The sequence below is a fragment of the Klebsiella sp. P1954 genome (genome assembly GCF_018199955.1).
GTDB lineage: Bacteria > Pseudomonadota > Gammaproteobacteria > Enterobacterales > Enterobacteriaceae > Klebsiella > Klebsiella pneumoniae.
Genome location: NZ_CP073373.1, coordinates 2,121,455 through 2,148,321, shown reverse-complemented (window position 1 = coordinate 2,148,321; position 26,867 = coordinate 2,121,455). Strand labels below are relative to the sequence as shown.

The 26,867-nt window shown below is 58.7% G+C and carries 20 protein-coding genes and 1 riboswitch; of the genes, 5 read left to right on the top strand and 15 right to left on the bottom strand.

The features are described from left to right. Positions 1-43: 43 nt before the first annotated feature. The 6 genes from rluA to araB form a co-directional block, all read right to left on the bottom strand. Entirely contained in the window at positions 44-703 is a 660-nt protein-coding gene (gene rluA / locus KB890_RS10375) for a bifunctional tRNA pseudouridine(32) synthase/23S rRNA pseudouridine(746) synthase RluA (RefSeq protein ID WP_002888348.1), read from the bottom strand. 12 nt (positions 704-715) lie between these two features. After that, entirely contained in the window at positions 716-3,622 is a 2,907-nt protein-coding gene (gene rapA / locus KB890_RS10370; RefSeq protein WP_004178574.1) for an RNA polymerase-associated protein RapA, read from the bottom strand. A gap of 187 nt (positions 3,623-3,809) precedes the next feature. Continuing rightward, the gene (polB, locus tag KB890_RS10365) at positions 3,810-6,167 is read right to left on the bottom strand and encodes a DNA polymerase II (RefSeq protein ID WP_020325236.1); all 2,358 of its coding nucleotides are present in this window, start codon (positions 6,165-6,167) and stop codon (positions 3,810-3,812) included. 175 nt (positions 6,168-6,342) lie between these two features. Then, positions 6,343-7,038 (bottom strand): L-ribulose-5-phosphate 4-epimerase, encoded by a 696-nt coding sequence (gene araD / locus KB890_RS10360; RefSeq protein ID WP_002888353.1) that lies wholly within the window; start codon positions 7,036-7,038, stop codon positions 6,343-6,345. A 137-nt stretch (positions 7,039-7,175) separates the two neighbouring features. Continuing rightward, complete coding sequence (gene araA / locus KB890_RS10355; protein WP_002888357.1) at positions 7,176-8,678, bottom strand: L-arabinose isomerase; 1,503 nt, start codon at positions 8,676-8,678, stop codon at positions 7,176-7,178. Between the two features lie 10 nt (positions 8,679-8,688). Continuing rightward, a complete protein-coding gene (gene araB, locus KB890_RS10350) occupies positions 8,689-10,398 on the bottom strand; it encodes a ribulokinase (protein WP_020325227.1) in 1,710 nt (569 codons plus the stop codon). Between the two features lie 337 nt (positions 10,399-10,735). Here araB and araC point away from each other — a divergent pair, with 337 nt between their 5' ends. After that, positions 10,736-11,581, top strand: a complete 846-nt coding sequence (araC, locus tag KB890_RS10345) for an arabinose operon transcriptional regulator AraC (RefSeq protein WP_004145972.1) — start codon at positions 10,736-10,738, stop codon at positions 11,579-11,581. A 128-nt stretch (positions 11,582-11,709) separates the two neighbouring features. Continuing rightward, the gene (locus KB890_RS10340; RefSeq protein WP_020325294.1) at positions 11,710-12,477 is read left to right on the top strand and encodes a DedA family protein; all 768 of its coding nucleotides are present in this window, start codon (positions 11,710-11,712) and stop codon (positions 12,475-12,477) included. Here KB890_RS10340 and thiQ read toward each other — a convergent pair. The 4 genes from thiQ to sgrR form a co-directional block, all read right to left on the bottom strand. After that, complete coding sequence (gene thiQ, locus KB890_RS10335) at positions 12,464-13,165, bottom strand: thiamine ABC transporter ATP-binding protein ThiQ (RefSeq protein ID WP_004178579.1); 702 nt, start codon at positions 13,163-13,165, stop codon at positions 12,464-12,466. The two genes, KB890_RS10340 and thiQ, sit on opposite strands and share 14 nt — an antisense overlap. Further along, a complete protein-coding gene (thiP, locus tag KB890_RS10330; RefSeq protein WP_004147039.1) occupies positions 13,149-14,759 on the bottom strand; it encodes a thiamine/thiamine pyrophosphate ABC transporter permease ThiP in 1,611 nt (536 codons plus the stop codon). The genes thiQ and thiP overlap by 17 nt, the downstream gene beginning before the upstream one ends. After that, the gene (thiB, locus tag KB890_RS10325; protein ID WP_004178584.1) at positions 14,735-15,718 is read right to left on the bottom strand and encodes a thiamine ABC transporter substrate binding subunit; all 984 of its coding nucleotides are present in this window, start codon (positions 15,716-15,718) and stop codon (positions 14,735-14,737) included. The genes thiP and thiB overlap by 25 nt, the downstream gene beginning before the upstream one ends. A 32-nt stretch (positions 15,719-15,750) precedes the next feature. Continuing rightward, positions 15,751-15,970, bottom strand: a riboswitch (TPP riboswitch). 37 nt (positions 15,971-16,007) lie between these two features. Further along, positions 16,008-17,663: an HTH-type transcriptional regulator SgrR gene (sgrR, locus tag KB890_RS10320; protein WP_004145968.1), complete on the bottom strand. Its 1,656-nt coding sequence runs from the start codon at positions 17,661-17,663 to the stop codon at positions 16,008-16,010. 88 nt (positions 17,664-17,751) lie between these two features. On the opposite strand from sgrR, the gene sgrT reads away from it, so the two are divergent. Next, positions 17,752-17,904 carry a glucose uptake inhibitor SgrT gene (gene sgrT, locus KB890_RS10315; protein WP_002888448.1) on the top strand — a complete coding sequence of 51 codons (153 nt, stop codon included), beginning with the start codon at positions 17,752-17,754 and terminating at the stop codon, positions 17,902-17,904. 267 nt (positions 17,905-18,171) lie between these two features. Further along, the gene (locus KB890_RS10310; protein ID WP_004147046.1) at positions 18,172-19,356 is read left to right on the top strand and encodes a sugar efflux transporter; all 1,185 of its coding nucleotides are present in this window, start codon (positions 18,172-18,174) and stop codon (positions 19,354-19,356) included. 33 nt (positions 19,357-19,389) lie between these two features. Here the strand turns inward: KB890_RS10310 and KB890_RS10305 are convergent, their stop codons facing one another. Further along, on the bottom strand, positions 19,390-20,700 hold the full coding sequence (locus KB890_RS10305) for an MFS transporter (RefSeq protein WP_020806175.1): 1,311 nt from the start codon (positions 20,698-20,700) through the stop codon (positions 19,390-19,392). Between the two features lie 231 nt (positions 20,701-20,931). Between KB890_RS10305 and KB890_RS10300 the strand changes: the two genes are divergently transcribed. Then, on the top strand, positions 20,932-21,828 hold the full coding sequence (locus tag KB890_RS10300) for a LysR family transcriptional regulator (RefSeq protein WP_002888455.1): 897 nt from the start codon (positions 20,932-20,934) through the stop codon (positions 21,826-21,828). Positions 21,829-21,865: 37 nt separating this feature from the next. Here the strand turns inward: KB890_RS10300 and aroD are convergent, their stop codons facing one another. The 4 genes from aroD to KB890_RS10280 are packed head-to-tail and all read right to left on the bottom strand — an operon-like array spanning position 21,866 to position 26,785. After that, positions 21,866-22,621, bottom strand: a complete 756-nt coding sequence (aroD, locus tag KB890_RS10295; protein ID WP_004177420.1) for a type I 3-dehydroquinate dehydratase — start codon at positions 22,619-22,621, stop codon at positions 21,866-21,868. Positions 22,622-22,651: 30 nt separating this feature from the next. Next, positions 22,652-23,866, bottom strand: coding sequence for an MFS transporter (locus tag KB890_RS10290; RefSeq protein WP_002888458.1), 1,215 nt, complete (start codon positions 23,864-23,866; stop codon positions 22,652-22,654). Positions 23,867-23,876: 10 nt separating this feature from the next. After that, complete coding sequence (locus tag KB890_RS10285) at positions 23,877-24,740, bottom strand: shikimate dehydrogenase (RefSeq protein WP_020325302.1); 864 nt, start codon at positions 24,738-24,740, stop codon at positions 23,877-23,879. An 11-nt stretch (positions 24,741-24,751) separates the two neighbouring features. Continuing rightward, on the bottom strand, positions 24,752-26,785 hold the full coding sequence (locus tag KB890_RS10280; RefSeq protein WP_004178592.1) for an oxidoreductase: 2,034 nt from the start codon (positions 26,783-26,785) through the stop codon (positions 24,752-24,754). Positions 26,786-26,867 lie beyond the last annotated feature (82 nt).

The following is a 26,867-nucleotide window of genomic DNA, read 5'->3' as shown; positions in this document are numbered from 1 at the left end:
GAGTTGCACGCAGCCAACCCGCATGCAACTCGAAGTATGAGCGTTAAAAGTCGATCGGCGCGCGAAAGGTCATCGCGTTGCCGTAGGCAGGATGGGTGATGGTGAGCGTCTCGGCGTGCAGCAGCAGGCGCGGGGCCATCGCCAGCGCCTCCGGCGTGGCATAGAAGCGGTCGCCAAGGATCGGATGCCCCAGCGCCAGCATATGCACGCGCAGCTGGTGCGACCGTCCGGTAATCGGCTTCAGGCGCACGCGGGCGGTGTTATCTTCTGCGTACTCCAGCACCTCATATTCGGTTTGCGCCGCTTTGCCGGTTTCATAGCACACCTTCTGCTTTGGCCGGTTCGGCCAGTCGCAAATCAGCGGTAAATCCACGAGGCCTTCCGCCGGCTGCGGATGGCCCCAGACGCGGGCGACGTACTGCTTCTTCGGCTCGCGCTCGCGGAACTGACGCTTCAGTTCACGTTCGGCGGCTTTATTCAGCGCCACCACAATCACGCCGCTGGTGGCCATATCCAGGCGATGCACCGATTCGGCCTGCGGGAAGTCGCGCTGAATGCGCGTCATCACGCTGTCTTTATGCTCCTCAAGACGACCGGGGACGGACAACAAGCCGCTCGGCTTGTTGACCACCATGATGTGCTCATCCTGATACAGGATCACCAGCCAGGGATCCTGCGGCGGATTGTAGTTTTCCATCGCCATGTTCGCGTTCCGTTACTGGTGAGTGACGACGATCAGACGCAGCGCGTCCAGACGCCATCCGGCCTGCGCCAGCGCATCCATCACCTGCTGACGGTTGCTTTCGATCGCCGCCAGTTCGTCGTCACGGATGTTCGGGTTCACCGCCTTCAGCGCTTCCAGACGCGACAGCTCCGCCGTCAGCTTTTCATCGGCTTCGTTACGCGCCGCGTCGATCAGCCCCTGCGCCGCTTTGGCGATCTGCGCTTCACCCTGCTGCAGAATCGCATGAACGTCCTGCTGCACCGCATTGACCAGCTTGCTACCGGTATGGCGGTTGACCGCGCTAAGCTGGCGGTTGAAGCTTTCGAACTCCACCTGCGCGGCGAGGTTGTTGCCGTTTTTATCCAGCAGCATGCGAACCGGGGTTGCCGGCAGGAAGCGGTTGAGCTGCAACTGCTTCGGCGCCTGCGCTTCGACGACATAGATCAGCTCCAGCAGCAGGGTGCCGACCGGCAGCGCCTTGTTCTTCAGCAGGGAAATGGTGCTGCTGCCGGTATCGCCGGAAAGGATCAGGTCCAGACCGTTGCGTATCAGCGGGTGTTCCCAGGTAATAAATTGCGCATCTTCACGCGACAGCGCCACGTCACGTTCGAAGGTGATGGTGCAACCGTCTTCCGGCAGGCCCGGGAAATCCGGCACCAGCATATGGTCGGAAGGGGTGAGGACGATCAGGTTTTCACCGCGGTCGTCCTGGTTGATGCCGACGATATCGAACAGGTTCATCGAGAAAGCGATCAGGCTGGTGTCGTCATCCTGCTCTTCGATGCTCTCCGCCAGGGCCTGGGCTTTCTCGCCGCCGTTGGAGTGGATCTCCAGCAGACGGTCGCGGCCCTGCTCCAGCTGCGCCTTCAGGGCATCATGCTGTTGGCGGCAGGATTTGATCAGATCGTCAAAGCCGTCGGTGGATTCCGGCGCCGCAAGATAGTTGATCAGTTCATCGTGCACGCTGTCGTAGACGGTGCGACCGGTCGGGCAGGTATGTTCGAAGGCGTCGAGCCCTTCGTGATACCAGCGCACCAGCACCGACTGCGCGGTTTTTTCCAGGTACGGAACGTGGATCTGGATATCGTGCGCCTGGCCGATACGGTCGAGACGACCGATACGCTGCTCCAGCAGATCCGGGTTAAACGGCAGGTCGAACATCACCAGGTTGCTGGCGAACTGGAAGTTGCGTCCTTCGGAGCCGATCTCGGAGCACAGCAGCACCTGGGCGCCGGTGTCTTCTTCAGCAAACCACGCCGCGGCGCGGTCGCGTTCGATAATCGACATCCCTTCATGGAACACCGCGGCGCGGATGCCTTCGCGCTCGCGCAGCACCTGCTCCAGCTGCAGGGCGGTGGCGGCCTTAGCGCAGATTACCAGCACCTTCTGCGAGCGATGGCTGGTCAGGTAGCCCATCAGCCACTCGACGCGCGGGTCGAAGTTCCACCAGGTACCGGTATCACCTTCAAATTCCTGATAGATCTGCTCCGGATAGAGCATGTCGCGCGCGCGCTCTTCCGCGGTTTTGCGCGCGCCCATAATGCCGGACACTTTGATGGCCGTCTGGTACTGGGTCGGCAGCGGCAGACGAATGGTGTGCAGCTCGCGTTTCGGGAAACCTTTGACGCCGTTACGGGTATTACGGAACAGCACGCGGCTGGTGCCGTGGCGGTCCATCAGCATCGAGATCAGCTCCTGGCGCGCGGCCTGGGCATCTTCGCGATCGCTGTTGGCGGCCTGCAGCAGCGGCTCGATATCCTGCTCGCCGATCAGATCGCCCAGGGTATTGAGTTCGCTATCGCTCAGCTTGTTGCCCGCCAGCAGCAGGGCGACGGCGTCGGCCACCGGACGGTAGTTCTGCTGTTCTTCGACAAACTGTTCAAAATCGTGGAAGCGGTTCGGATCCAACAGACGCAGGCGCGCAAAATGGCTCTCCATTCCCAGCTGTTCCGGCGTCGCGGTCAGCAGCAGGATACCCGGCACGCGCTCAGCCAGCTGTTCAATAGCCTGATATTCACGGCTCGGCGCCTCTTCGCTCCACACCAGGTGGTGCGCTTCGTCGACCACCATCAGGTCCCATTCGGCGTCGCACAGGTGCTCCAGGCGCTGCTTGCTGCGACGCACGAAGTCTAAAGAGCAGATCACCAGCTGTTCGGTTTCGAACGGATTGTAGGCATCGTGCTGCGCTTCGGCGTAGCGCTCGTCGTCGAACAGCGAGAAACGCAGGTTGAAACGGCGCAGCATCTCCACCAGCCACTGGTGCTGGAGGGTTTCCGGGACCACGATCAGCACGCGCTCGGCGGCGCCGGAGAGCAGCTGCTGGTGCAGGATCATCCCGGCTTCAATGGTCTTACCTAAGCCCACTTCATCGGCCAGCAGGACGCGCGGCGCGTGACGACGGCCCACATCGTGGGCAATATGCAGCTGGTGCGGGATCAGGCTGGTGCGCTGGCCGCGCAGGCCGCTCCACGGCATGCGGTACTGTTCGCTCTGGAACTTGCGCGCGCGGTAGCGCAGGGCAAAGCGATCCATGCGGTCGATTTGGCCGGCGAACAGGCGGTCCTGCGGTTTGCTGAATACTAGTTTGCTGTCGAGCAGCACTTCACGCAGGGTGACGTTCGCTTCCTGGGTGTCCAGGCGGGTGCCAGTGTAGGACAGCAGCCCGTTCTCTTCATTCACTTTGTCAACGTGGAGCTGCCAGCCTTCATGGCTGGTGATGGTGTCGCCCGGGTTAAACATTACGCGGGTGATCGGGGAATCGTTGCGAGAGTACAGACGGTTTTCGCCGATGGCGGGGAAAAGGAGAGTGACCATGCGCGCATCCAGCGCTACCACCGTCCCTAATCCTAGTTCGCTCTCTGTGTCGCTAATCCAGCGTTGACCAAGTGTAAAAGGCATATATGTTCGGCTCTTTAGTTCTTTAATTGCAGGCAATAGTTGATCATCTCCATGAACAATCGGAGATGCGTCAAAATTGGGGCCAGGAATGGAAAGGGCGCTATATTACTGGATGGCAGAACGTTCGTCACGTTCTCCTCACGCTTCATTTTTAGGCTTTCGTGCCCGTGGAATGGGTGACAAAAAATCAAAATAGCCCCAACTGTCCTGTCACTATTGTAGCAAAGTCATCGTTGACGAAGGGCAGGATCCCTTCCGCCACCGGCTGCAACTGCTTTGTTAAATAGTGATCGTAATCGAGCGGCGACTGCTGGTAATCCACCGGCTCCGGGCCGCTGGTGGTCCAGACGTATTTGATGGTGCCGCGCTGCTGATACTGCTGCGCCCGCCCAAGCTTCAGGTTGTGTTCATCGGCAAGCCGGGCGGCGCGCACGTGCGGCGGTACGTTGCGCTGATACTCCGCCAGCGGCCGGCGCAGGCGTTTGCGATAAACCAGCTGTTCGTCGAGCTCGCCGTTCATCAGCCTGGCGATAGTCTCCCGCACATAATCCTGATACGGCTGGTTGCGGAAGATGCGCAGGTATAACTCCTGTTGAAACTGCTGGGCCAGCGGCGTCCAGTCGGTACGCACCGTTTCCAGACCCTTAAACACCATGCGCTGGGCATCGCCCTCCTGAATCATCCCGGCATAGCGCTTCTTGCTGCCGGTATCGGCGCCGCGGATCGTCGGCATTAAAAAGCGGCAGAAGTGGGTTTCATACTCCAGCTCCAGGGCGCTGGTAAGCTGGCTTTTGCTAAGCTCCTGCGCCCACCAGGCGTTGACATGGCTGACCAGCTCGCGGCCGATCTCCGCCGCCTGGGCTTCGCTGTGCGGGCGCTTCAGCCAGACGAAGGTGGAGTCGGTATCGCCGTAGATAACGTCATAGCCTTTGGCTTCAATTAACGCTTTGGTCTGGCGCATGATCGCATGGCCGCGCATGGTGATCGACGAGGCGAGACGCGGGTCGAAGAAGCGGCAGGCGCTGGTCCCCAGCACGCCGTAAAAGGCGTTCATAATGATCTTCAGCGCCTGAGAGAGCGGCTTATTGTGCTGGCGTTTGGCTTCATCCCGGCCGTGCCAGATCTGGCTGACAATCCCCGGCAGGCAGTGCTTATCTCGCGAGAAGCGGGCGCCGAGGAAGCCCTCGATACTGTGCTGGTCATCGGGTTGCGCCAGCCCTTCAACCAGGCCGACCGGATCGATTAAAAAGGTACGAATAATCGACGGATACAGGCTTTTATAGTCCAGCACCAGCACCGAGTCATACAGGCCGGGGCGGGAGTCCATAACGTAGCCGCCGGGGCTCGCCTGCGGCGGTACGTCGCCGAGATTCGGCGCCACGTAGCCCAGGCGGTGCATGCGCGGGAAATAGAGATGGCTGAAGGCGGCGACCGAGCCGCCGTGGCGGTCGGCGGGCAGACCGTTGACCGTCGCCCGTTCGAGCAAAAACGGCATGATCTCCGTTTTGTGGAAGATCCGCGTCACCAGCTCGCAATCCTGCAGGTTATAGATGGCCAGCGCCGGTTTGTCTTCATGAAAGCGGCGATCGATCTCATCCATCCGATCCCATGGGTTGTCGATGGCTTTGCCTTCTCCCAGCAGCTCGCGGGCCACCGCCTCCAGCGAAAAGGAGGAGAAATTCCAGAACGCCGATTTTAGCGCGTCGATGCCGTCGATAATCAGCCGCCCGTTGGCCTGGGCGAAAAAGACGCCGTTCTTAAAGCCGTGCTCACGCCACTCCAGCTCGCTGTTGCCGCGGCCGAGCCGCAGCGGGATGCGATAGCGTTCGGCGTGCTTTTGCAGAACGCGCAGATCGAACTGCACTACGTTCCAGCCGATCAGCACGTCGGGGTCGTGTTCGGCAAACCAGGCGTTGAGCTTTTCCAGCAGCAGGGGACGGCTGGCGATGAAGACCAGCTCGAAGTCGACGTCTGGCGGCGTTTCCGGTTCGGGGCCCAGCATGTAGACCACCCGCTGGCCGCAGCCTTCCAGACCGATGCAGTACAGCTCGCCGTGGCGGCTGGTTTCGATATCCAGCGACACCCATTTCAGTGGCGGACGATAGTCAGGGTTCGGCTTCATGCGTGCGTTGACCAGCTGCGAGCCGCGCGTTTCGCCTTCCACCCACACCGGGGCGGTGATAAAGCGCTCCATCAGATAGCGCTCCGGCGGGCGGATATCGCCTTCGTAAACGGTGACGCCGCTGTCGCGGAGCATCTTCTCCAGACGCATCAACTGGCGATGGGCGCGGCAGTAGAGGCCAACAATCGGCTGACGGTGGAAATCTTTCAGGGCCAGCGGGGCGAAGCGGAGCCCTTTCTCCCCCTGCAGCAGCCGTTCAGCCTGCGCCCGCTGCGCTTCGGGAATAAAGGCGACGGACTCCTGCGGCGGGAGGGTTACCTGCAGCGGACCGTCGTCGGTGGCCAGCCAGAAGGAGAGCTCGGTGCCCTGCGGAGTGTCCCGCCAGTGACGGGTGAGTAAAAATCCTGCTCGTGGCTGGGTCACGGGTATTCTCGCCGATAAAAAACCAGGCCTGATTATAGCCTGGTTTCATGAGGGGCGCTGGGGTTTTATACAGGTGTTCGGCGCTAATGTTGCCCCGGATTGCGGCTTGCGCCTTATCCAGGCTACCAGATGGCGCAGAGCCCTGGCCCTGCTAAGCGCAGCGCGAGCAGGGTGATTATTGGCCGTAGTAGGCTTTGGCCCCATGCTTACGCAGATAGTGCTTATCCAGCAGGGTCTGCTGCATAGCCGGCAGCTGCGGCGCCAGCTGGCGGCAGAAAATCCCCATATAGGCGATCTCTTCCAGCACGATGGCGTTATGCACCGCGTCTTCGGCGTTCTTGCCCCAGGCGAACGGGCCGTGGGAATGGACCAGCACGCCGGGCATCTGCGCCGGGTCGATTCCCTGCTGGCGGAAGGTTTCGACAATCACGTTGCCGGTTTCCCACTCATAGTCGCCGTTGATCTCCGCATCGGTCATTAACCGGGTGCAGGGCACCGGGCCATAAAAGTAGTCGGCATGGGTAGTGCCGGTCGCGGGAATAGATTGCCCGGCCTGCGCCCAGATGGTGGCGTGGCGCGAATGGGTATGCACAATGCCGCCCAGCGTCGGGAAGGCCTGATACAGCAGGCGATGGGTCGGGGTATCCGACGAGGGCTTTTTATTACCCTCTACCACTTCGCCGCTCTCCAGACTGACCACCACCATATCGTCGGCGGTCATCACGCGGTAATCCACGCCGGAGGGTTTGATCACGAACACCCCTTTCTCGCGGTCGACGGCGCTGACGTTGCCCCAGGTTAAGGTCACCAGATTATGCTTTGGCAGGGCCAGGTTAGCTTCCAGCACCTGGCGTTTAAGATCTTCTAACATAGTGTGCTCCGAATAGCAGGCGAGTCGGGTATCCCTCACCCCGACCCTCTCCCGGCGGGAGAGGGAGAAAGGCGGCATGGCGCCCGGTCGGTCCCCTCTCCCCAACGGGGAGAGGGGAAGGGTGAGGGGACAGCCTCTTAGCGTTTTGAACCGTAATACACTTCATTCCAGCGCAGCGCGTCCTTGAAGGACGGCAGACGGGTATCGTTGTCAATGACGGTCAGCTCGATATCATGCAGCTCGGCGAACTGGCGCATATCGTCGAGGTTCAGCGCATGGCTGAAGACGGTATGGTGCGCGCCGCCGGCGATGATCCAGGCTTCCGACGCGGTACGCAGATCCGGCTGCGCTTTCCACAGGGCGTTGGCCACCGGCAGCTTCGGCAGATCGTGCGGCGTTGGGACGGTTTCGATGGTATTGACCAGCAGACGGAAGCGGTCTCCCAGGTCGATCAGGCTGGCGACGATCGCCGGGCCGGTTTGAGTATTGAAGATCAGGCGCGCTGGATCCGCTTTGCCGCCGATGCCCAGCGGCTGAACGTCGAGGATCGGTTTCTCGACGGTGGCGATCGTCGGGCACACTTCCAGCATGTGCGAGCCGAGCACCAGATCGTTACCATTGTCGAAGTGGTAGGTGTAATCCTCCATAAAGGAGGTGCCGCCCTGCAGACCAGTTGACATCACCTTCATGATGCGAAGCAGAGCGGCGGTTTTCCAGTCGCCCTCGCCGGCAAAGCCGTAGCCCTGCTGCATCAGGCGCTGTACGGCGAGACCCGGGAGCTGTTTCAGGCCGTGGAGATCTTCAAAGGTGGTGGTAAAGGCGTGGAAACCGCCCTGTTCGAGGAAGCGTTTCATCCCCAGCTCAATGCGCGCGGCGTCCAGCACGTTCTGGCGCTTCTCGCCGTGAACCTGCGCTGCCGGGGTCAGACGGTAGCTGCTCTCATATTCATCGACCAGGGCGCTGATATCGCCGTCGCTGATGCTGTTCACCACCTGCACCAGATCGCCGACCGCCCAGGTGTTCACCGAGAAGCCAAACTTAATCTGCGCGGCGACTTTATCGCCGTCAGTCACCGCCACTTCGCGCATGTTATCGCCGAAACGGCACACTTTCAGATGACGGGTATCCTGTTTGGAGACCGCCTGACGCATCCAGCCGCCGATACGCTGGTGGGCCTCTTTATCCTGCCAGTGGCCGGTGACCACGCTGTGTTGCTGGCGCATGCGGGCGCCGATGAAGCCGAACTCGCGGCCGCCGTGCGCGGTCTGGTTCAGGTTCATAAAGTCCATATCGATGCTGTCCCACGGCAGCGCGGCGTTGTACTGAGTATGGAACTGCAGCAGCGGCTTATTGAGGATGGTCAGGCCGTTGATCCACATTTTTGCCGGCGAGAAGGTATGCAGCCAGACCACTAACCCGGCGCATTTGTCATCGTAGTTGGCGTCGCGGCAGATATGGGTGATCTCGTCCGGGGTGGTGCCCAGCGGCTTAAGGACCAGTTTGCACGGCAGTTTGGCTTCCGCATTCAGGCTGTTCACCACATGTTCGGCATGCTTCGTCACCTGGCGCAGGGCTTCCGGGCCGTACAGATGTTGGCTGCCAATAACGAACCATACTTCATAGTTATCAAAAATCGTCATTTTCGTATCCTTAATGGGTGAGCGCTGCCTTAGATTGCGGGGCTTTTTCCGCCTTTGCAGCCGAAGGGAGATAGTGTTGTTCCGCGCTGACCGACCATTGCTGGTAGCGCTGATAGAGTTGTTCGAAACGCTGTGCCTGCGCCGGACGCGGCTGCAGGGTAGTTTCCACCTGGCTTGCCATCCGCTGTTGGGCGGCTGGAATATCCTCATAGACGCCGGCGGCGACGGCGGCGAAGATAGCCGCCCCCAGCGCGCAGCACTGATCGGAGGCGACAATCTGCAGCGGACGGTTCAGCACGTCGCAGCAGGCCTGCATGATGACCTGGTTTTTCCGCGCGATACCGCCAAGCGCCATGACGTTGTTAACCGGGATCCCCTGCTCGGTGAAGCACTCCATAATGGCGCGAGCGCCGAAGGCGGTGGCGGCGATCAGACCGCCGAACAGCGCCGGCGCGTCGGTGGCCAGGTTAAGGTCGGTGATCACCCCTTTCAGGCGCTGGTTGGCATTCGGCGTGCGGCGGCCGTTGAACCAGTCGAGCACCACCGGCAGATGCTCCAGCGATGGATTGTTGGCCCAGGCTTCGGTGAGCGCCGGCAGTAACTGTTTTTGGCTGGCTTTGATTTGCTCGCGCAACGCCGGCTGCTGCTGAGCCAGCTGCTCCAGCGGCCAGCCGAGAATGCGGCCAAACCAGGCGTAAATATCGCCGAAGGCGGACTGGCCTGCCTCCATGCCGATAAAGTGTGGAACCACGCTGCCGTCGACCTGGCCGCAGATGCCTTTGACCGTGCGCTCGCCGACGCTCTCTTTATCGGCGATCAGAATGTCGCAGGTGGAGGTGCCGATGACTTTCACCAGCGCGTTAGGCTGCGCGCCGGCGCCAACGGCGCCCATGTGGCAGTCGAAGGCGCCGCCGGAGATGGCCACACTCTGTGACAGACCCAGGCGCTGGGCCCACTCTGCGCTCAGCGTGCCGACCGGCACATCGGCCGTCCAGGTATCGGTGAACAGCGGCCAGGCCAGATGCTGGTTGATGATGGGATCAAGCTCATCGAAGAAGCTGGCCGGCGGCAGACCGCCCCAGCTCTCATGCCACAGCGATTTATGTCCGGCGCTGCAGCGGCCGCGGCGCAGATCCTGCGGACGCGTAGTACCGGAGAGCAGGGCGGGCACCCAGTCGCAAAGCTCTACCCACGAGGCGGCTGCCTGGGCGACGGCGCTATCTTCGCGGGTGACGTGAAGGATTTTGGCCCAGAACCATTCGCTGGAGTAGATCCCGCCGATATAGCGCGAGTAATCCTCTTTGCCCGGCTGGTGGCACAGGCGGGTGATCGCCTCGGCTTCCTCGACCGCGGTGTGATCCTTCCACAGGACAAACATGGCGTTAGGGTTGTCAGCGAATTCTTCGCGCAGCGCCAGCACGTTGCCCTCGGCATCGACGGGAGCCGGAGTTGAGCCGGTGCTGTCGACGCCAATGCCCACGACGTCGGCGCGCTGTTCGGCGCTCAGCGAAGCGAGCACGCTTTTCAGCGCCGCTTCCATGGACTCGATGTAATCTCGCGGGTGATGGCGGAAGCGGTTGTTAGCGCCATCGCAATACTGTCCTTCCCGCCAGCGCGGATACCACTCCACGCTGGTCGCCAGCTCTGCGCCGGACGCGCATTCCACCGCCAGAGCGCGGACTGAGTCACTACCAAAGTCGAGGCCAATCGCAATTGCCATCTTGTTACTCCATGCAGAAATCATTCATGCAGCAACAGTAGATATCCCCGGCAAAATCCGTCAGGCCGGATTCGCTAATCTTATGGATTATTTTGCTGTTACCTTGCAAAGTGTGACGCCGTGCAAATATTCGATGTGGACTTTTCTGCCGTATTTATAGACACTTTTGTTACCCGGCATATCACGGTGGAATGCACGCTGCTGGCGCTTTTTTCGCTTGCTGTGCGGGTTTTTCGCCAAATTCCCACCGTCGTCGCAGTCGCGACAGGGCCGAGAGCGATAAAATGATGAATATGGACAATTGGTGCCACTGAAACCTTCGGGGAGAACCACGCGTATGGCCGAAACGCAAAACGATCCGCTGCTGCCGGGCTACTCTTTTAACGCTCATCTGGTCACCGGCCTGACGCCGATTGAGGCGCAGGGATACCTGGATTTCTTTATCGACCGCCCGCTGGGTATGAAAGGCTATATTCTCAATCTGACGATTCGCGGCGAGGGGGTGATCAACAACCACGGCGAACAGTTTGTCTGCCGGCCGGGCGATATGCTGCTGTTCCCGCCCGGGGAAATTCATCACTATGGCCGCCATCCCGACGCCAGCGAGTGGTATCACCAGTGGGTCTACTTCCGCCCGCGCGCCTACTGGCACGAGTGGCTCAACTGGCCAACGATTTTTGCCCAGACCGGCTTTTTTCGTCCGGATGAACAGTGGCAGGCGCGCTTTGGCGAGCTGTTCGGCCAGATCGTTGATGCCGGGCAGGGGGCTGGGCGCTATTCCGAACTGTTGGCGATAAACCTGCTGGAACAGCTGCTGCTGCGGCGCATGGAGGCGATCAACGAATCGCTGCATCCGCCGCTGGACAACCGGGTGCGCGACGCCTGCCAGTACATCAGCGACCATCTGGCGGACAGCCATTTTGATATCGCCAGCGTCGCCCAGCACGTCTGCCTGTCGCCCTCGCGTCTGTCGCACCTGTTCCGCCAGCAGCTGGGGGTCAGCGTCCTCGGCTGGCGGGAGGATCAGCGCATCAGCCAGGCCAAACTGTTGCTCAGCACCACGCGGATGCCGATCGCCACCGTTGGGCGCAACGTCGGCTTCGAAGATCAGCTCTATTTTTCCCGCGTGTTTAAAAAATGCACCGGGGCCAGCCCGAGCGAATTCCGCGCGGGTTGTGAATAAAAAGTAAAGAAAGTGAAATGATGACCCGCTTAAATGTCACAGCCAGTAAACTATTAAGACAATTGATGGCTTGACGACGGCGCGATGGCTTCGGAGAATCCGGGCTTCGTTTTTTAACCGGGTACATTATGCAAGCATTGCTCGAACACTTTATTACCCAATCCACGGTCTACTCATTGTTAGCCGTGATGCTGGTGGCCTTTCTCGAGTCGCTGGCGCTGGTGGGGCTTATCTTACCCGGCACGGTGATGATGGCTGGTCTTGGGGCGCTCATCGGCGGCGGCGAAGTTAACTTCTGGCAGGCGTGGCTGGCGGGGATTGTCGGCTGCCTGCTGGGCGACTGGATCTCATTCTGGCTCGGCTGGCGCTTTAAGAAGCCGTTGCACCGCTGGTCGTTTATGAAGAAAAACCGCGCCCTGCTGGAGAAAACCGAGCATGCGCTGCATCAGCACAGCATGATCACCATTCTGATTGGCCGCTTTGTCGGACCGACGCGTCCGCTGGTGCCAATGGTCGCCGGGATGCTCGACCTGCCGGTGGCCAAGTTCGTGCTACCGAATATTATCGGCTGCCTGCTCTGGCCGCCGCTCTATTTCCTTCCGGGCATCCTCGCCGGGGCGGCGATTGATATTCCGGCTGATGAAAACAGCGCCAGCTTTAAATGGCTGCTATTGGGGGCGGCGCTGCTGGCCTGGCTGGCGGGATGGCTGTGCTGGCGGCTGTGGCGGAGCGCGAAAACCTCAGGCGATCGGCTGACCCGCTGGCTGCCGCGCGGCCGACTGCTGTGGCTGTCGCCGCTGATGGTCGCGCTGGCGGCTACAGCGGTAACATTTGTCTTCCGCCATCCGCTGATGCCGGTCTATCTGGCGATCCTGCACAAAGTCATCGCGCGCTGATCCCCATCAAATGCGAGGCGCTGCTGTGGCCGCTTAACAGCTCGGCGGTGGCGCCATCCCAGACAATGCGCCCTTCGGCGACCACCATCGAGCGCGGCGCGATGCGCGCGGCGTCCTCTACGCTGTGGGAGACCATCAGCAGGGTGAGCTGCTGCTGCTCGCAGACATCGGCGACCAGGGACAGCATCTCCTGGCGCAGTGCCGGATCGAGCGCCGAGAAGGGTTCATCCAGCAGCAGCACCGGCTGCTGGCGCACCAGACAGCGGGCCAGCGCCGCGCGCTGCCGCTGACCGCCGGAGAGCTCGCCGGGCAGACGTTCCAGCAGCGCATCAATTCCCATCTGTCCAGCTATCGCCGTGACCTGCGCCTGCTGCTCGCGGTTCAGTTTAAGGCCTGGGTGGATGCCGAGGCTGATATTTTGTCGAATGGTCAGATGGTTAAACAGGTTATTCTCCTGAAACAACATCGAGACCGGACGCTGCGCCGGCGGCGTCGCGTTATGCGCCTCGCCGTTAATCAGCAGGCTGCCGCTGGCGGGTGGCAGAAACCCGGCGATCAGATTCAGCAGGGTGCTCTTTCCGGCGCCGCTGGGACCGAGCACCGCGATGCGCTCCCCGCGCGCGACGTCGAGGGTGAAGCGCATCGGCAGATGCTGGTATAGCCAGGTCACATCATTGAGTTTTAGCATCACGCCCCGGAAGTTTTTCAATCAGCGTAAACAACAAGAAACAGAGCAGCAGCAGGAGCAGGGCGGTGACGGCCCCGTCCTGGCTGCGGTAGGCGCCTATCTGCTGGTACAGATAGAAAGGCAGGGTGCGGAACGCCTCGTTGCCGAACAGCGCCACCACGCCGAAATCGCCAATCGACAGTACGCAGGCGAAGGCGAGCGCCTGGGCCAGCGGGCGCCGGAGAGCGCGAAGCTCGACCACCCGCAGCCGGGCAAAGCCTTCAATACCCAGCGACTGGCACAGCATGCTGTAGCGGGCGGCAATGTCGCGCATCGGGTTTTCCAGTACTTTCAGCGCATAGGGGATCGCCATCAGGGCATTAGTGAAGATGACGATGCCGTCGGCGGACTCCGGCAGGCCGATAGTGTTATTGAGCAGCAGGAAGAAGCCGGTCGCCAGCACAATTCCCGGCATCGCAAGGATCAGCATGCCGCTCAGTTCCATTGCCTGCCCGGCCAACGGCCGCTGGCGAGCGCGCAGCTCCCGGCTGCTCCATAACAGCATCATCGTCAGGGTCACGCTCAATAGCCCGGCGGCGATGGCGATGCGTAGAGAGGTGCTCAATGCCTGCCAGAGCGCTGGCTGCGCCAGCACGTCCAGCATATTACGGTTGATCCCGTCGACGATGACCGCCAGCAGCGGCGGGAGCAGCAGCAGCAGGGCGGCGCCGATCAGCAACCCGTCGCTCAGGCGGCTATGCAGGCGATCGTCAGGGTCGCGCCAGCCGCGCACATGGCTGACGCCGATGGCGACGGCTTTACTCAGACGCTGGCTAAGCAGCACCAGCCCAAGGCAGCAGAGCATCTGGATCAGCGCCAGCATTGCCGCTCGCGCCGGATCGTAATCAAAGCTCAGCGCCTGGTAGATAGCCAGCTCGATCGTGGTGGCTTTCGGGCCGCCGCCCAGCGAGAGCACGGTGGCGAAGCTGGCGAAGCAGAGCATAAAAATCAGCGCGGCGACGGCGGGAATGTGCCGGCGCAGCCACGGCCATTCGACGAGGCGGAAGAAGGCATAGCCGCGCATGCCAAGCTGGGCGGCAATTTGCCGCTGCTCGCCGGGAATGTTCTCCAGCGCCTGCAGCAGCAGACGGGTCGCCATCGGCATATTGAAAAAGACGTGCGCCAGCAGGATGCCCTGCAGACCGTAGGGCGAGAACTCCCATTGCCAGCCGAGCGCGTGAAATAGTGAGGCCAGCCAGCCCTGGCGGCCATAGACGCTGAGGATACCGAACACCGCCACCAGCACCGGCAGGATCAGGGTCATCGCGCACAGGCGCAGCAGCAGCGTACGGCCCGGGAAGCGACGCCGATAAAGCGCGCGGGCGAGAAAGATGGCTGGTCCCACCGAGATCAGCGCTGACAGCGACGCCTGCCAGAAGGAGAAGCGGACCACATGCCACAGGTAGCTATCGCTGAAGACCGATTGCCAGCCCGCGCCGGGGGCGCTAAACCACAGCGCCAGAAACGCCGCCAGCGCGACAGCGCACAGCAGCGTAGCGGCGAACAGGCCCGGCATCAGCCCGCGAAGGTTTAGCGGCTGACGGCGCGTTGCCATGCGCTAATCCAGGTTTGACGCTCGCTGGCGACCTGCTGCGGGGTAAAGGACAGGGTGGTCTGCGGCTTCACCAGGGTATCAAACCCGGCCGGCAGGGTGACCTTGGTCACCGGATACATCCAGTTGCCGGTAGGGATGGCGTTCTGGAAGCCAGGAGATACCATAAATTTGAGGAATTTTTCCGCCAGTTCCGGCTGCTTGCTGGCGGCGGTACGCGCGGCAACTTCGACCTGCAGATAGTGGCCCTCGGCGAAGCTCGCCGCCGCATAGTTGTCTTTCTTCTCTTCAATCATGTGGTAGGCCGGCGAGGTGGTATAGCTCAACACCAGGTCGCTTTCCCCTTTCAGGAACAGACCATAGGCTTCGCTCCAGCCTTTGGTGACGGTAACGGTTTTCGCGGCCAGCTTCTGCCAGGCCTCGGGCGCTTGATCGCCATAGACCTTTTGCATCCACAGCAGCAGGCCCAGTCCCGGGGTGCTGGTACGCGGATCTTCATAGATGACCCGCCATTTTTGCGGGCCCTCGACCAGCTCTTTCAGGCTCTTCGGTGGATTAGCCAGTTTGTTTTTGTCATAGACGAAGGCGAAATAGCCGTAGTCGTAGGGAACAAAGGTGTCATTATCCCAGCCGCCCGGCACGCTGACCGCGCTGGCGGGTACGTTGCTTTTGGCAAACAGTTTACTCTGCGCCGCGGCTTCCAGCAGGTTGTTATCAAGGCCAAGCACGACGTCGGCCTTGCTGTTTTTGCCTTCCATGCGCAGGCGATTCAGTAGCGAAACGCCATCTTCCAGCGCGACGAACTTCAGCTCGCAGCCGCACTCCGCTTCAAAGGCTTTTTTGACCGCCGGGCCGGGGCCCCAGTCGGCAGAGAAGGAGTCATAGGTATAGACGGTAAGAACAGGCTTAGCCAAAGCGGGCATGGCGACCAGCGCCAGCAGCGGGAGTAATTTTTTCAACACTTTGCACCTCAGAAAAAAGGGGTGGCAAAGGATTTTGAGTGAGCCTCAAATCCCTTCGCCGGCGTTATCCGGATCAGGTTCGACGGGTATTTTCTCAGCCCATGCGCTTCATCCTTCAAGCCGCATCTGCGTTAGCTTCGCGCGTTCACCCCAGTCACATAGTTATCTATGCTCCAGGGGATTCACCCGCTTGCTGCCTTGATGCAACTTGAATGATATTGCGTATGTTTATTAGCACCCCGTTGAGAACGGCCTTAGTGTAATGATTTTGTCAGATGACGGAAAGCGCTTACGGCTCCGGCGGCGCAAACCATGCGGATTTAAAATCGAACCAGCCGAGGGTATTCATCCTCACGCCGCGCATACTGCGCTGACCCTGAATCATCAGCCAGTGGTGGATCAGCGGCACGATATGTTGCCCGGCCAGCAGCCGCTGGCTCCAGGTGGCCGGATTAAACTCTCCTGCTCGCCAGCGGCAGGCGTCTGCCTGCCAGTCAATGGGAATGCAGCGCTGAATCAGCGGGACTTCGTACAGATAGGCGAAGAGCGAAAATTCGATCGGTAAGGTGAAGTTCACGCTGTTGAGCCAGATATCGCTGACCACCTCGCCGCGATGCCAGGCATCGTACTCCAGCTCCTGGATCTCCAGCTTTACCTGATGCGCCGCCAGCAGGTCGCGCATGATCCCGCCGATCACCCGATGTTCGACGTGATCGCGGTAGTAGGTAAGGGTGACTGTCTCCAGCCCCGCCGGCTTCTCGCAGGCGTGGTTGCTGGCGTGATGCCAGCGCGGCAGCAGGCCGTAGGCGGGAAACCAGTTGCCCTGGTAGTGTTCGCCCGCATGGTAGAGCAGGTTGGCGGGCTGAAACAGATAGCTTAGCCAGCGGCGCACCGCGTCGTTGGCCCCCAGCGGGCTTCGCGAGTCGAACAGCAGGTAATAGCAGCCCTCTTCCAGGCGACTCTCTACCGCTTTTTCGCTTTCGGTATTGCCCTGCAGCGTCAGGCCGCCGTTGGGCTCTTCGCTAATCTCCGGCAGCACCCAGACGTTCACCTCATCGATCAGCGCCCGGTAGCCAAAATAGTCCTCAAAGGCATGGATCTTGAGCTGATTCTGGTTGTTACGCACCACGGCATAAGGGCCGGTGCCGACCGGCATGGAGGAAAAGTGGTTCATGGTCTGCCACTCCTGCGGCAGCACCATCGCCGGCACCTGCCCCAGCAGCCAGGGCAGCCAGCGGTCAGGCTGGCGCAGATGAATATCCAGGGTCCAGGCGGTGGGCGATTCGATGCGTTCGATATGTGAATAGAGCGGCAGGGCATTGCTGCGCTGCAGAGAGGCGATCACATCCGCCATCTCCAGCTCACGGCCATGGTGAAAATGGATGCCGGGACGGAGGAAAAAGCGCCAGTGGGTGGGGGTCAGCTGCTGCCAGTGGTGGGCAATATCGGCTTCCAGTTCCCCATTTTCCTCATTTACCCGCGTCAGGGCGCTGAATATTTGCCGGGCAATATGCGTTTCCGAACGCCGCAGCGCGCTACCTGGCAGCAAATTCTTCATCGGACGATAGTAGAGCACGCGCAGGATGTGCCGCCCCTGGCGGAAGCTGCGGCCGAGATGCGAGACCAGCATCTGGCGGACGGCAGCCTTATCGCCGACCAACTGCACCAGCTGATCGATGCGATCCTGCTCAAGGAGATCTTCGGCACGTTGCTGCTGCAGGGCGAGGCCGGTATAGAGAAAGGTTAGCCGCGAACGCTTGCCGCGGCCTGCCTCCGCTTCCCAGGTCAGCCAGCCGCGGGACTCCATCATATTGAGCAGGGTGCGCATATGGCGGCGCGAGCAGCTCAGCATTTCCGCCAGCTCGTTAAGGGTGGTCTCCTGCGACTTGCCGTCGCAGCACTGCCATAGGCGAATGAACTGTTGTTGCAGACGGCCGGAAGACATAAAAGGGGAACTCCTGCGGAAAAACTCAGCAATTTATTACTTCCTATATTAAGCCAATAATGAATCCCGATGAAGCGAGGAGGTGAATATGATGAGGTCTACCGCAAAATCGTTCTACCAACGCTACTTTTCTGCGACGCAGGAAGCGTCCTGGCTGGCCCGCCTGATGGCAGGACGACAGCAGGAAATTCTGGGGGAACTGATGCAGTGGGGAGTGACGTCAACGACCTCTGATCATTGACTTGCAGACATCATGTGTGACTGAGTATTGGTGTTATACTCGTCGTTTTTCAAACTGCAGGTGCGCTGTCGATGCTTCCTGGGCCGTATGTTCGGGCTGCGTGATTCGCCTCTACGGGACTCACCTTTTCAGGGCCAGCGCGAGCGCGACGCAAAATGGTTAACCGTTTTGTCCTGCAGCATGAAATCCATAGAGTATAGAATCACCCGCCAGCAGAAAGCCTCTGCTGGCTTTTTTCGTTTTCTTCGCGTGTGTTAAGGACATTCCATGCTGTGGTTGATGACGATGGGACGACGGCTTAACGGCGTCTATGCCGCCTTTATGCTGGTTGCTTTTATGATGGGCGTGGCGGGCGCGTTGCAGGCGCCGACGTTGAGTTTGTTTCTCAGCCGCGAAGTGGGGGCGCAACCGTTCTGGGTGGGCCTGTTCTATACCGTAAACGCCATCGCCGGGATCCTGGTTAGCCTGTGGCTGGCCAAGCGCTCCGATAGCCGCGGCGACCGGCGGCGGTTGATTATGTTCTGCTGTCTGATGGCGGTGGGTAATGCGCTGCTGTTTGCCTTCAACCGCCACTATCTGACGCTGATCACCTGCGGCGTGATGCTGGCATCCATTGCCAACGCGGCCATGCCGCAGCTCTTCGCGCTGGCGCGGGAGTACGCCGACAGCTCGGCGCGGGAAGTGGTGATGTTCAGCTCGGTCATGCGCGCCCAGCTGTCGCTGGCTTGGGTGATTGGCCCGCCGCTGGCCTTTATGCTGGCGCTCAACTATGGCTTCACCACCATGTTCTCCATTGCGGCGGGCATTTTTGTCATTAGCCTCGCTCTGATTGCCATCAAACTGCCTTCGGTTCCGCGTGTGGAACAGCCCTCGGAGGAGGCGGCGGCGCTAGCGCAGGCCGGCGGCTGGCAGGACAAGAACGTGCGTATGCTGTTTATCGCCTCCACCCTGATGTGGACCTGCAACACCATGTACATCATTGATATGCCGCTGTGGATCAGCAGCGATCTCGGGCTTCCCGACAGCCTGGCCGGGATCCTGATGGGCACTGCCGCCGGGCTGGAGATACCGGCGATGATCCTCGCCGGCTACTACGTAAAGCGCTTTGGCAAACGTAAAATGATGGTGGCGGCGGTGGCCGCCGGCGTGCTGTTTTATGCCGGACTGATCCTGTTTCATGGTCGCACGGCGCTGCTGGCTCTGCAGCTGTTCAATGCCATCTTTATCGGCATTATCGCCGGGATAGGCATGCTGTGGTTCCAGGATTTAATGCCGGGACGGGCGGGAGCGGCGACCACCCTGTTCACCAACAGTATTTCCACCGGCGTGATCCTTGCCGGCGTGATGCAGGGGGCGCTGTCCCAGAGCTATGGTCACGCCAGCGTCTACTGGACGATCGCGGCCATTTCGCTGGTGACGCTGTTTTTGACCAGCAAGGTGAAGGATATCTGACTACTCGCCCCGGCATCGCCGGGGCGACCAGGCCTACTTGAGTTCGATACGCTTAATGTCGCCGATGATAAAAATGTAGGCAATCACCCCAATCAGCGCCGTCAGGCCGACGTAGATCAGCGCGTAAAAGAAATTACCCGTGGCGGAAATAATCACACCAATTATCAGTGGTGCGATAATCGAGGCCATATTGGCACAGAAATTAAATATGCCGCCGGTGAGGCCTGCCATATTTTCCGGGGCAATATCCGAAATTAAGGTCCAGCCCAGACCGACCATCCCCTGGCCAAAAAAAGCCACCGACATGATAATAATTACGGTGCTATTGGCGCTTACCCAATTCGCCGCGATAATACAGCTGGACAGCAATAAACCGGAAATTATTGGTAACTTTCGACTGATGTTGACGGAGCCGGTTCGCTTCAACAACCGGTCGGAGATCCAGCCGCCGAAGAGGATGCCAATTGCGGCGGCAAGGAAGGGCCAGGTGGCGAAGAAGCCGACGTGCAGCCATGGAAGATGGCGCTCGTTGGCGAGGTAGCTGGGAAACCACGTCAGGAAAAAGACCAGTGTGGTGTTGCCGGCGAACTGACCCAGGCTGGCGCCGAGGATCTGGCGACAGCCCAGCAGGCGTCTGGCGTCACGCCAGTTAAATGGAACGTTCTGGATTTTATTGTTAATGCCGTTTGCGCCGATATACTCCAGCTCCGCTTGATTAGCCGTGTGCGATTCATGCGGTTCATGATAAAAACGCCACCACACTAAAGTAAATAAAATACCTAATCCGCCGGTGAGGAAAAAAAGCGTTCTCCAGCCATGATGTTCGAGAATTAAAAATAACAGCGGCGAGAAAGCGGCCAGCCCTATATATTCACCAACTGTATACGTTGCCGTTGCCCGCGCGCGCTCATGCTGAGGGAACCAGGTGCTGACGATGCGGCTGTTGGCCGGAAAGCAGGGCGCTTCGCTGACGCCGAGTCCCAGGCGCAGAAGCAGCAGGGATTTTAGGCCGAGGGTGAAACTTTGCAGCAGGGTAAACAGCGACCAGAAGAAAATTGACAGGGCATAGGTCACTTTGTTGCCAAAGCGGTCTAAAAACATCCCGCCGGGGATCTGCGCCAGCGCATAAGTCCAGGCGAAGGCGGAGAAGATGATGCCCATCATCGCCGGATCGATATGGATTTCTTTGCTTAACTGTGGCGCTACAATACCCAGGATGGTACGGTCGAGATAATTGATCATCGTTCCGACGGAGAGTAGCAGCAGAATAACTATCCGTACGCGGCTTCTTTTTTTCGCCCCCGATGTGGAAGTGAGGACTTCCTGAGAGTTTGACATACTCATAGCGAGTTCCTTTAAAGTTTAAAATATTTTTGCATATATTCTAATATGCAAAAATATCTCAAGGAGCTATAGGTAGTATCTATGAATGGCAATGCCTTGTGGCACATTCAGGCCCTTCGTCAAATAATATTTGATGTAACGCCGATATTTACCCGTTCATGCGCATTATTGGTGGCTTGCATGGTATATTAGCGTCAGTGCATTTATTCTTATATTATACGGGTAAAAATAATGAACCTAAAGCAACTTTATTATTTTAAACGTCTGTCTGAAACTGAGCATTACACCGAAGCCGCCTCCAGTCTGTGCATCACCCAGCCCTCGCTAAGCCACGCGATATCGGAGCTGGAGAAGGAGTTAGGGGTCGCGCTATTCGCCAGACAGGGGCGGAACGTAAAAATTACCCAAAACGGCAAGCGTTTTTTGCCGTATGTTGAAGATGCGCTGGCCTCGCTGGAGAACGGACGCATGATATTGCAAAAAAATGGCGCTGAGAATAAAGAGAATATTCGCATCGCCTTTATTTACACGATGGGGGAGTATGTTGTTCCACAGTTAATTAATAAATATTCTCTTTCACCTGAATGTCACAATGTGACTTTTTCTTTTACTCAAGGGACATCGCTGACGCTGTTGCAGGAGCTGAAGGCCGGAAAAGTCGATCTGGCGATCTGCTCTTATATTGCCGATGAACCCGATATCGATTTTATTCCGGTGATCCAGCAGGAACTGGTGGTGGTCACGGCAAAGGATCATCCGCTGGCCCGGCTATATGAACATGAAGTCGATCTGGTGGAGACGATTCATTATCCGTATATCTATTTTTCAGAAAATAGCGGCTTACGTCCGTTTATCGATAATGTATTTATGCAGCAAAAGCTGGTGCCGGAGATCGCCTGCTATGTGGATGAGGATACGGCGATGGCCGGGCTGGTGAGTATTGACTACGGGATCGCGATTATGCCGCGCATCACCGCGCTCTCCTATTACAACGTCCATATCCTGAAGATTAAAAACACCATCCCCCCCCGCTATATCTATCTGGCGACCATGAAAGACAAGGGGCTCTCTCCGGCGCTGGAGTCATTTAAAAATGTTGTTATCCACGACAGCCAGAAGATCTGTTAACGGATGGCCCGGATGTGACCTCCGGGCCATCCGGATATCAGGAGAGAATATCCATCACTTCACGCAGCTTAGCGATGGCGATCTGCCCCGGCGCGGAGGCCTGACCAACGGTACCGAAGGTCATCGCCGAACCGAACAAGCGCCCGGTGACCCGGCTAACGCCACCGGATTTGCCCATCGACATGGTGATCAGCGGACGCGTCGCATACTTCTCTTTCATGGTCAGCGTGGCGGCCAGCAGGGTCAGAACATCCTGCGGCGACTGCGGCATCACCGCGATCTTCGGCAGATCGGCCCCCAGATCCTGCATGCGGCGCAGGCGATAGATAATATCTTCCTGAGCGGGGGTCTTATGAAAATCATGATTACTCATGATCACCTTGACGCCCGCGGCATGCGCATCGTCAACCAGCGCGCGGATCTGCGCTTCATCATTGAACAGTTCGATATCGATAACATCAACCAGTCCACTGCGTGCGGCCTCGCGGTTGAGCGCAAAATAGGCTTCGTCGCTGAGCTCGGTTTCGCCACCTTCTTTCTTACTGCGGAAGGTAAATAGCAGCGGAAGCGCTTTCAGCGCGCCACGGATTTCCGCCAGCGCGGCCATCACCTGGGCCATCTCTCTGACCTGGGCAAAGTGGTCAACGCGCCATTCGATAATATCAGCGCCGGCATCGACCAGGCCGTGGGCGTTACCCAGTATCTCATCCAGGGTTTTACCGATCAGCGGTACACAAATGAGGGTTTCCCCTTCCTGAAAGGTGATGTTCTTTACGGTTACTGCATTTGTCATGTAGGTATCCATTATTTTTCGCGTTGTACTTCAGGCGGTGACTGCGGTGCGTGACACTTTTTGCGCCGCCCGAGCCTGCAGTTGACGATAGCCGATGTACAGGGCGATCACAAAGCCGATAACGGCGATCAGAAAATCAAACCACATAATGCTGGCAATACTGATCTGCGAAAGCTTTGCGGTGATCAACGGGATCGTGAAGCTGGCGATACTGCCGGCGGTGTAGAAGATGCCGGTTGCTTTGCCTTTTCCGTTCGGGAAGCTCATCGCCATGATTGTCGCACCCAGCTGCAGCACTCCGCCAGCGGCGGCAAAGCCGATGACAAAAGCAAAGCCGGTCACCATCATCGGCGTCGGGAACAGGCACACCAACAGCAGCGAAATCATCGACAGGCCAGTATAAATAATCATCGCAATGGCCGAGCTAAACACCTCTTTGACGAAGGCGGCAGTTACAAAGACGCAGACCAGCGAGCCGACGGTATAGATGCTAAGCAGTTTAATCGCCGAGGCATAGGGCAGGCCGACGACGAACTGGCCGTACTGCGCCAGCCATTGGCTGACCAGATAGAAGGTCGCCATGCCGATATAACCGTACAGGGTGAAGATCACCATATCCAGCTTATTAGCCTGTGGCCGGACGGCTGTTTCCGCCTGTGCCGTAGGGGCTTCCTCTTTTTTCGCCGCCTGGCTGTCAGGGAACGGCATTTTAAGCAGATAAATCCCGCTCAGTACAAAGAGCGCTGCCGCAATCACGAACGACCAGCCGAACCACAGATTTGCCCATATCAGGAAGCTGATAATGAACGGCAACAGGAACTGCCCTGCAGAGACGAAGGCTTTGATCAGCACGTTGGCCCGGCTGGCAGAGTGCGGGAAAGATTCCATCAGCGCCGGATAGGTACCGGAGTCGAGGAAGCTGTTCGCCAGGCCCGCCATAATGCCGAACACGTAAGCCAGATAGATATTTTTGGTCAGCAGGATGCCGACGAAAAAGATCAGATAGCTCAGGATCCCAAGATAGATAAAGGGTTTGCGACCGAAGCGATCCGAGAGAAATCCGGTCACGATGGTCGCTAATTTACCAATACCTAACGAAGATATAACGATCGATACGCCGGCTTTGTCTGTTCCCCACTGTTCCTGAAGATGGGCCATGTTGAGGGTGATTAACAGCACCCCCATACCGTGGATCAGGTAGTTGAGATACAGCCCTGCCGCAGTAGGGATGTATTTATTTTTCATCATTCGCCTCTTAGAACAGAATGCTCTTGATGTAATCAACCGGCATCTGTTTGCCCGTCCAGATTTCGAACGCGCGCGCGCCTTGCCACAGCATCATCCCCAGGCCGTTCAGCGTGCGGCAGCCTTTTTTCTCGGCCACTTCCAGCAGGTGGGTTTTGCGCGGGTTGTAGACGACGTCGGAGACGATCAGGTCCGGACGCAGGAAGCTGTCGTCAGGTAGCAGCATCTGGCCTTCGAACGGCTTCATGCCGACCCCGGTGGCATTGGTCAGGATCACGCTGCTGTCAATTTCGGCGCGCAGTTTGTCATGATCGTCGAGATCTAACAGATGGATCTCGCAGTCGGTGTTGTGGCGGATCTTGGCCACGGTTTCTTCTGCGTTGGCGAAGAATTTATCGCGGCGGTTGAAGATGGAGATCGCCTTCACGCCATCCAGTGCTGCCTGGACGCAGAGCGCCGTTGCCGCGCCGCCGGCGCCGAGTACGGTCATCTTCTTGCCGATGATATCGATACCGGCTTCGCTAAGGGCGCGCATGTAGCCGGTGCCATCGGTGATATGTCCGGTCAGTACGCCGTCGTCGTTGACCACGGTATTGACCGCCCCGACCAGCTGTGCCGCCGGCGACAGTTTATCGAGATACTGGCAAATCTCGGTTTTGTTCGGCATAGAGACGTTAAAGCCGCGCAGCTTCATCGCCCGGAAGCCCTGCACCACGTCTTTTAGCTCCTGGTTACCGACTTCAAAAGCGAGATAGACGTAGTCCAGCCCGAGATGGGCGAAAGCCTCGTTGTGCATGGTGGGCGACATGCTGTGACGAATCGGGGTGGCGATCAGGCCAATCAGCTCAGTGTGTCCAGTAATACGTTCTGCCATGACAAAAATCCTCAATAAGTTAGAAAGGGAATTCGTTGTGCTTCGCTGCTGCCCAGCGCACCCATGTCTTCCAGTGCATCCAGTACGTTGCGGCCTTCGCGGACGCCATCGATAATGCGTCGCGCCATCACGCTGTCGCCGATGTTCATGATTTTGACGTTATTGGCATTGGCCCAGCGCTCGATCTCGTCGAGACCCGTGCGGTTGGCGCGCATCCCCAGACAGACAAAGCCGTAGTCGAAGGGAATATCGAAGGTTTGCTGTGTATTTTTCACCTGGAAATGGTCGGCAGCGACCGCCATCAGTTGGGTATTCATGTGCTGTTCGACCTGGTGCTCGTCGAGCATGGTCAACATGGCATTTTTGGTAATGATGTCGAGATCGCGCCCGGCGGCGTCCTGCATCTCGATTAGCACCGCCTGTGCGCCGCGAGCGGTAAAGTATTCGATAACGTCAAGGCCAACGGCGCCGGCGCCGACTACGGCGATGCGTTTGCCCTTGATATCGGTAAATTTCGCCAGATTGTCGATCATGCCGGTAATGGAAAAGATCTTGCCGTTCTCGACGTCAATGTTTTCCCGCAAGCCTTCAATGGGCGGCAGCAGCGGCGTTGAGCCGGTGGCGTTGACAATCAGATGCGGACGCAGGGCGGAAACTGAAGCCACGTCGGCCCGCTTGCCGATCTGCAGCATCAGGTTGTCCAGCGAGGCGATACGATTTTTCATAAACTGCGGGAAATCAGCGATGCGTTTTTTCTCCGGCAGGCGGGAGATTTCGCTGGCGAGGCCGCCGACGTGGTTTTTCGCTTCCAGCAGCCAGGTATGGCAACCCACTTCCGCCGCGGTGCAGGCGGCTTCCATCCCGGCGGTGCCGGCGCCGATGACCACCACGTTAGTGTCGCGATTCACGCGCCGCATTTTATAGGCGTCACCGTGAATAATATCCGGGTTAATCGAACAGCGCAGCGGGCGCGAGCGGGCGATGCGATGGTCGGCGCAGCCGATGTTGCAGGAGATACATTTGCGCATCAGTCGCTCTTTTCCGCCTTGCACTTTCTGCACCCACTCCGGCTCGGCAATCAGACCGCGGCCAATGGCGATAAGATCGGCATCGCCGCTGGCGAGGATATCTTCGGCTACCTGCGGAGTGCGAATATTGCCGGCGATGACCGTGGGTTTATGGAATTTATCGCGCACCGCGCGGGAGAGATAGCGCTTCCAGCCATCCTCCAGCGACATCTGATCGATTTGCAGATTCAGGTTGTCGTTCTGCGCCGCAGAGACGTTGATGATATCGACCTTCTCCTGGCAGAGCTCAAGAATACGCAGGGAATCTTCGAGGGTATTGCCGCCCTTGAGGAAGTCGTCGGCGCTGATGCGCAGGCTGACTGGAAAACGCGGCCCCACGCAGGCGCGAACCTTATCGACAATCAGACTCAGTATCCGAGTGCGATTTTCGACGCTGCCGCCAAATTCATCAGTGCGCTTATTAAACAGCGGCGATAAAAACTGGCTAATTAAATAGGAGTGACCGGCATGAATTTCGACGCAGTCAAAACCTGCGCGCCGAACGCGCTCCGCGGCGTCACCAAATTTCTCTACCGCATGATAAATTTCCTCATGGGTCATCGGACGCGGAATATTACCGTGCTTCTTCGACGGCGTTGTAGAAGAGGAGAGCGGCGTCTGGCCTTCCAGTCGGTAGGCATAAGCGGAAGCGCCGGCATGATTTAACTGAATGGATACGCAGGCGCCATGTTTATGCAGGGTCTCGGTTAATTTAAACAGCCGTGGAATATATTGATCGTTATCGATGCGCAGTTGGGTGGTGCCGTTGGAGGCGAAGGGGAAATCAATACAAATATTTTCGATGGTGATAAGCCCGGTGCCGCCTTTGGCCCGCAGTTCGTAGTATTCCAGCTGTTCCTGCGACACCTCGCCATTGAGCGTGGCCATATTGGTGCCCATAGGGGGCATAATAATGCGGTTTTTTAACGTCATACCGTTGATGGTCAACGGACTGAAAAGGTGCGGATAGTGGCTCATCTCTTCTCTCCACAGGAGGCCGGGAGGCCGATATGCGGGGCCCAGGCGTGTCCTTAGTTAATATTTCTCTGTGGCAAAAGAT

Coding starts and splice junctions, on each gene's coding strand:
- rluA (WP_002888348.1), bottom strand. CDS start 703: ATGGCGATGGAAAACTACAATCCGCCGCAGGATCCCTGGCTGGTGATC.
- rapA (WP_004178574.1), bottom strand. CDS start 3,622: ATGCCTTTTACACTTGGTCAACGCTGGATTAGCGACACAGAGAGCGAA.
- araD (WP_002888353.1), bottom strand. CDS start 7,038: ATGTTAGAAGATCTTAAACGCCAGGTGCTGGAAGCTAACCTGGCCCTG.
- araA (WP_002888357.1), bottom strand. CDS start 8,678: ATGACGATTTTTGATAACTATGAAGTATGGTTCGTTATTGGCAGCCAA.
- araB (WP_020325227.1), bottom strand. CDS start 10,398: ATGGCAATTGCGATTGGCCTCGACTTTGGTAGTGACTCAGTCCGCGCT.
- araC (WP_004145972.1), top strand. CDS start 10,736: ATGGCCGAAACGCAAAACGATCCGCTGCTGCCGGGCTACTCTTTTAAC.
- KB890_RS10340 (WP_020325294.1), top strand. CDS start 11,710: ATGCAAGCATTGCTCGAACACTTTATTACCCAATCCACGGTCTACTCA.
- thiQ (WP_004178579.1), bottom strand. CDS start 13,165: ATGCTAAAACTCAATGATGTGACCTGGCTATACCAGCATCTGCCGATG.
- thiP (WP_004147039.1), bottom strand. CDS start 14,759: ATGGCAACGCGCCGTCAGCCGCTAAACCTTCGCGGGCTGATGCCGGGC.
- sgrR (WP_004145968.1), bottom strand. CDS start 17,663: ATGTCTTCCGGCCGTCTGCAACAACAGTTCATTCGCCTATGGCAGTGC.
- sgrT (WP_002888448.1), top strand. CDS start 17,752: ATGATGAGGTCTACCGCAAAATCGTTCTACCAACGCTACTTTTCTGCG.
- KB890_RS10310 (WP_004147046.1), top strand. CDS start 18,172: ATGCTGTGGTTGATGACGATGGGACGACGGCTTAACGGCGTCTATGCC.
- KB890_RS10305 (WP_020806175.1), bottom strand. CDS start 20,700: ATGAGTATGTCAAACTCTCAGGAAGTCCTCACTTCCACATCGGGGGCG.
- KB890_RS10300 (WP_002888455.1), top strand. CDS start 20,932: ATGAACCTAAAGCAACTTTATTATTTTAAACGTCTGTCTGAAACTGAG.
- aroD (WP_004177420.1), bottom strand. CDS start 22,621: ATGACAAATGCAGTAACCGTAAAGAACATCACCTTTCAGGAAGGGGAA.
- KB890_RS10290 (WP_002888458.1), bottom strand. CDS start 23,866: ATGAAAAATAAATACATCCCTACTGCGGCAGGGCTGTATCTCAACTAC.
- KB890_RS10285 (WP_020325302.1), bottom strand. CDS start 24,740: ATGGCAGAACGTATTACTGGACACACTGAGCTGATTGGCCTGATCGCC.
- KB890_RS10280 (WP_004178592.1), bottom strand. CDS start 26,785: ATGAGCCACTATCCGCACCTTTTCAGTCCGTTGACCATCAACGGTATG.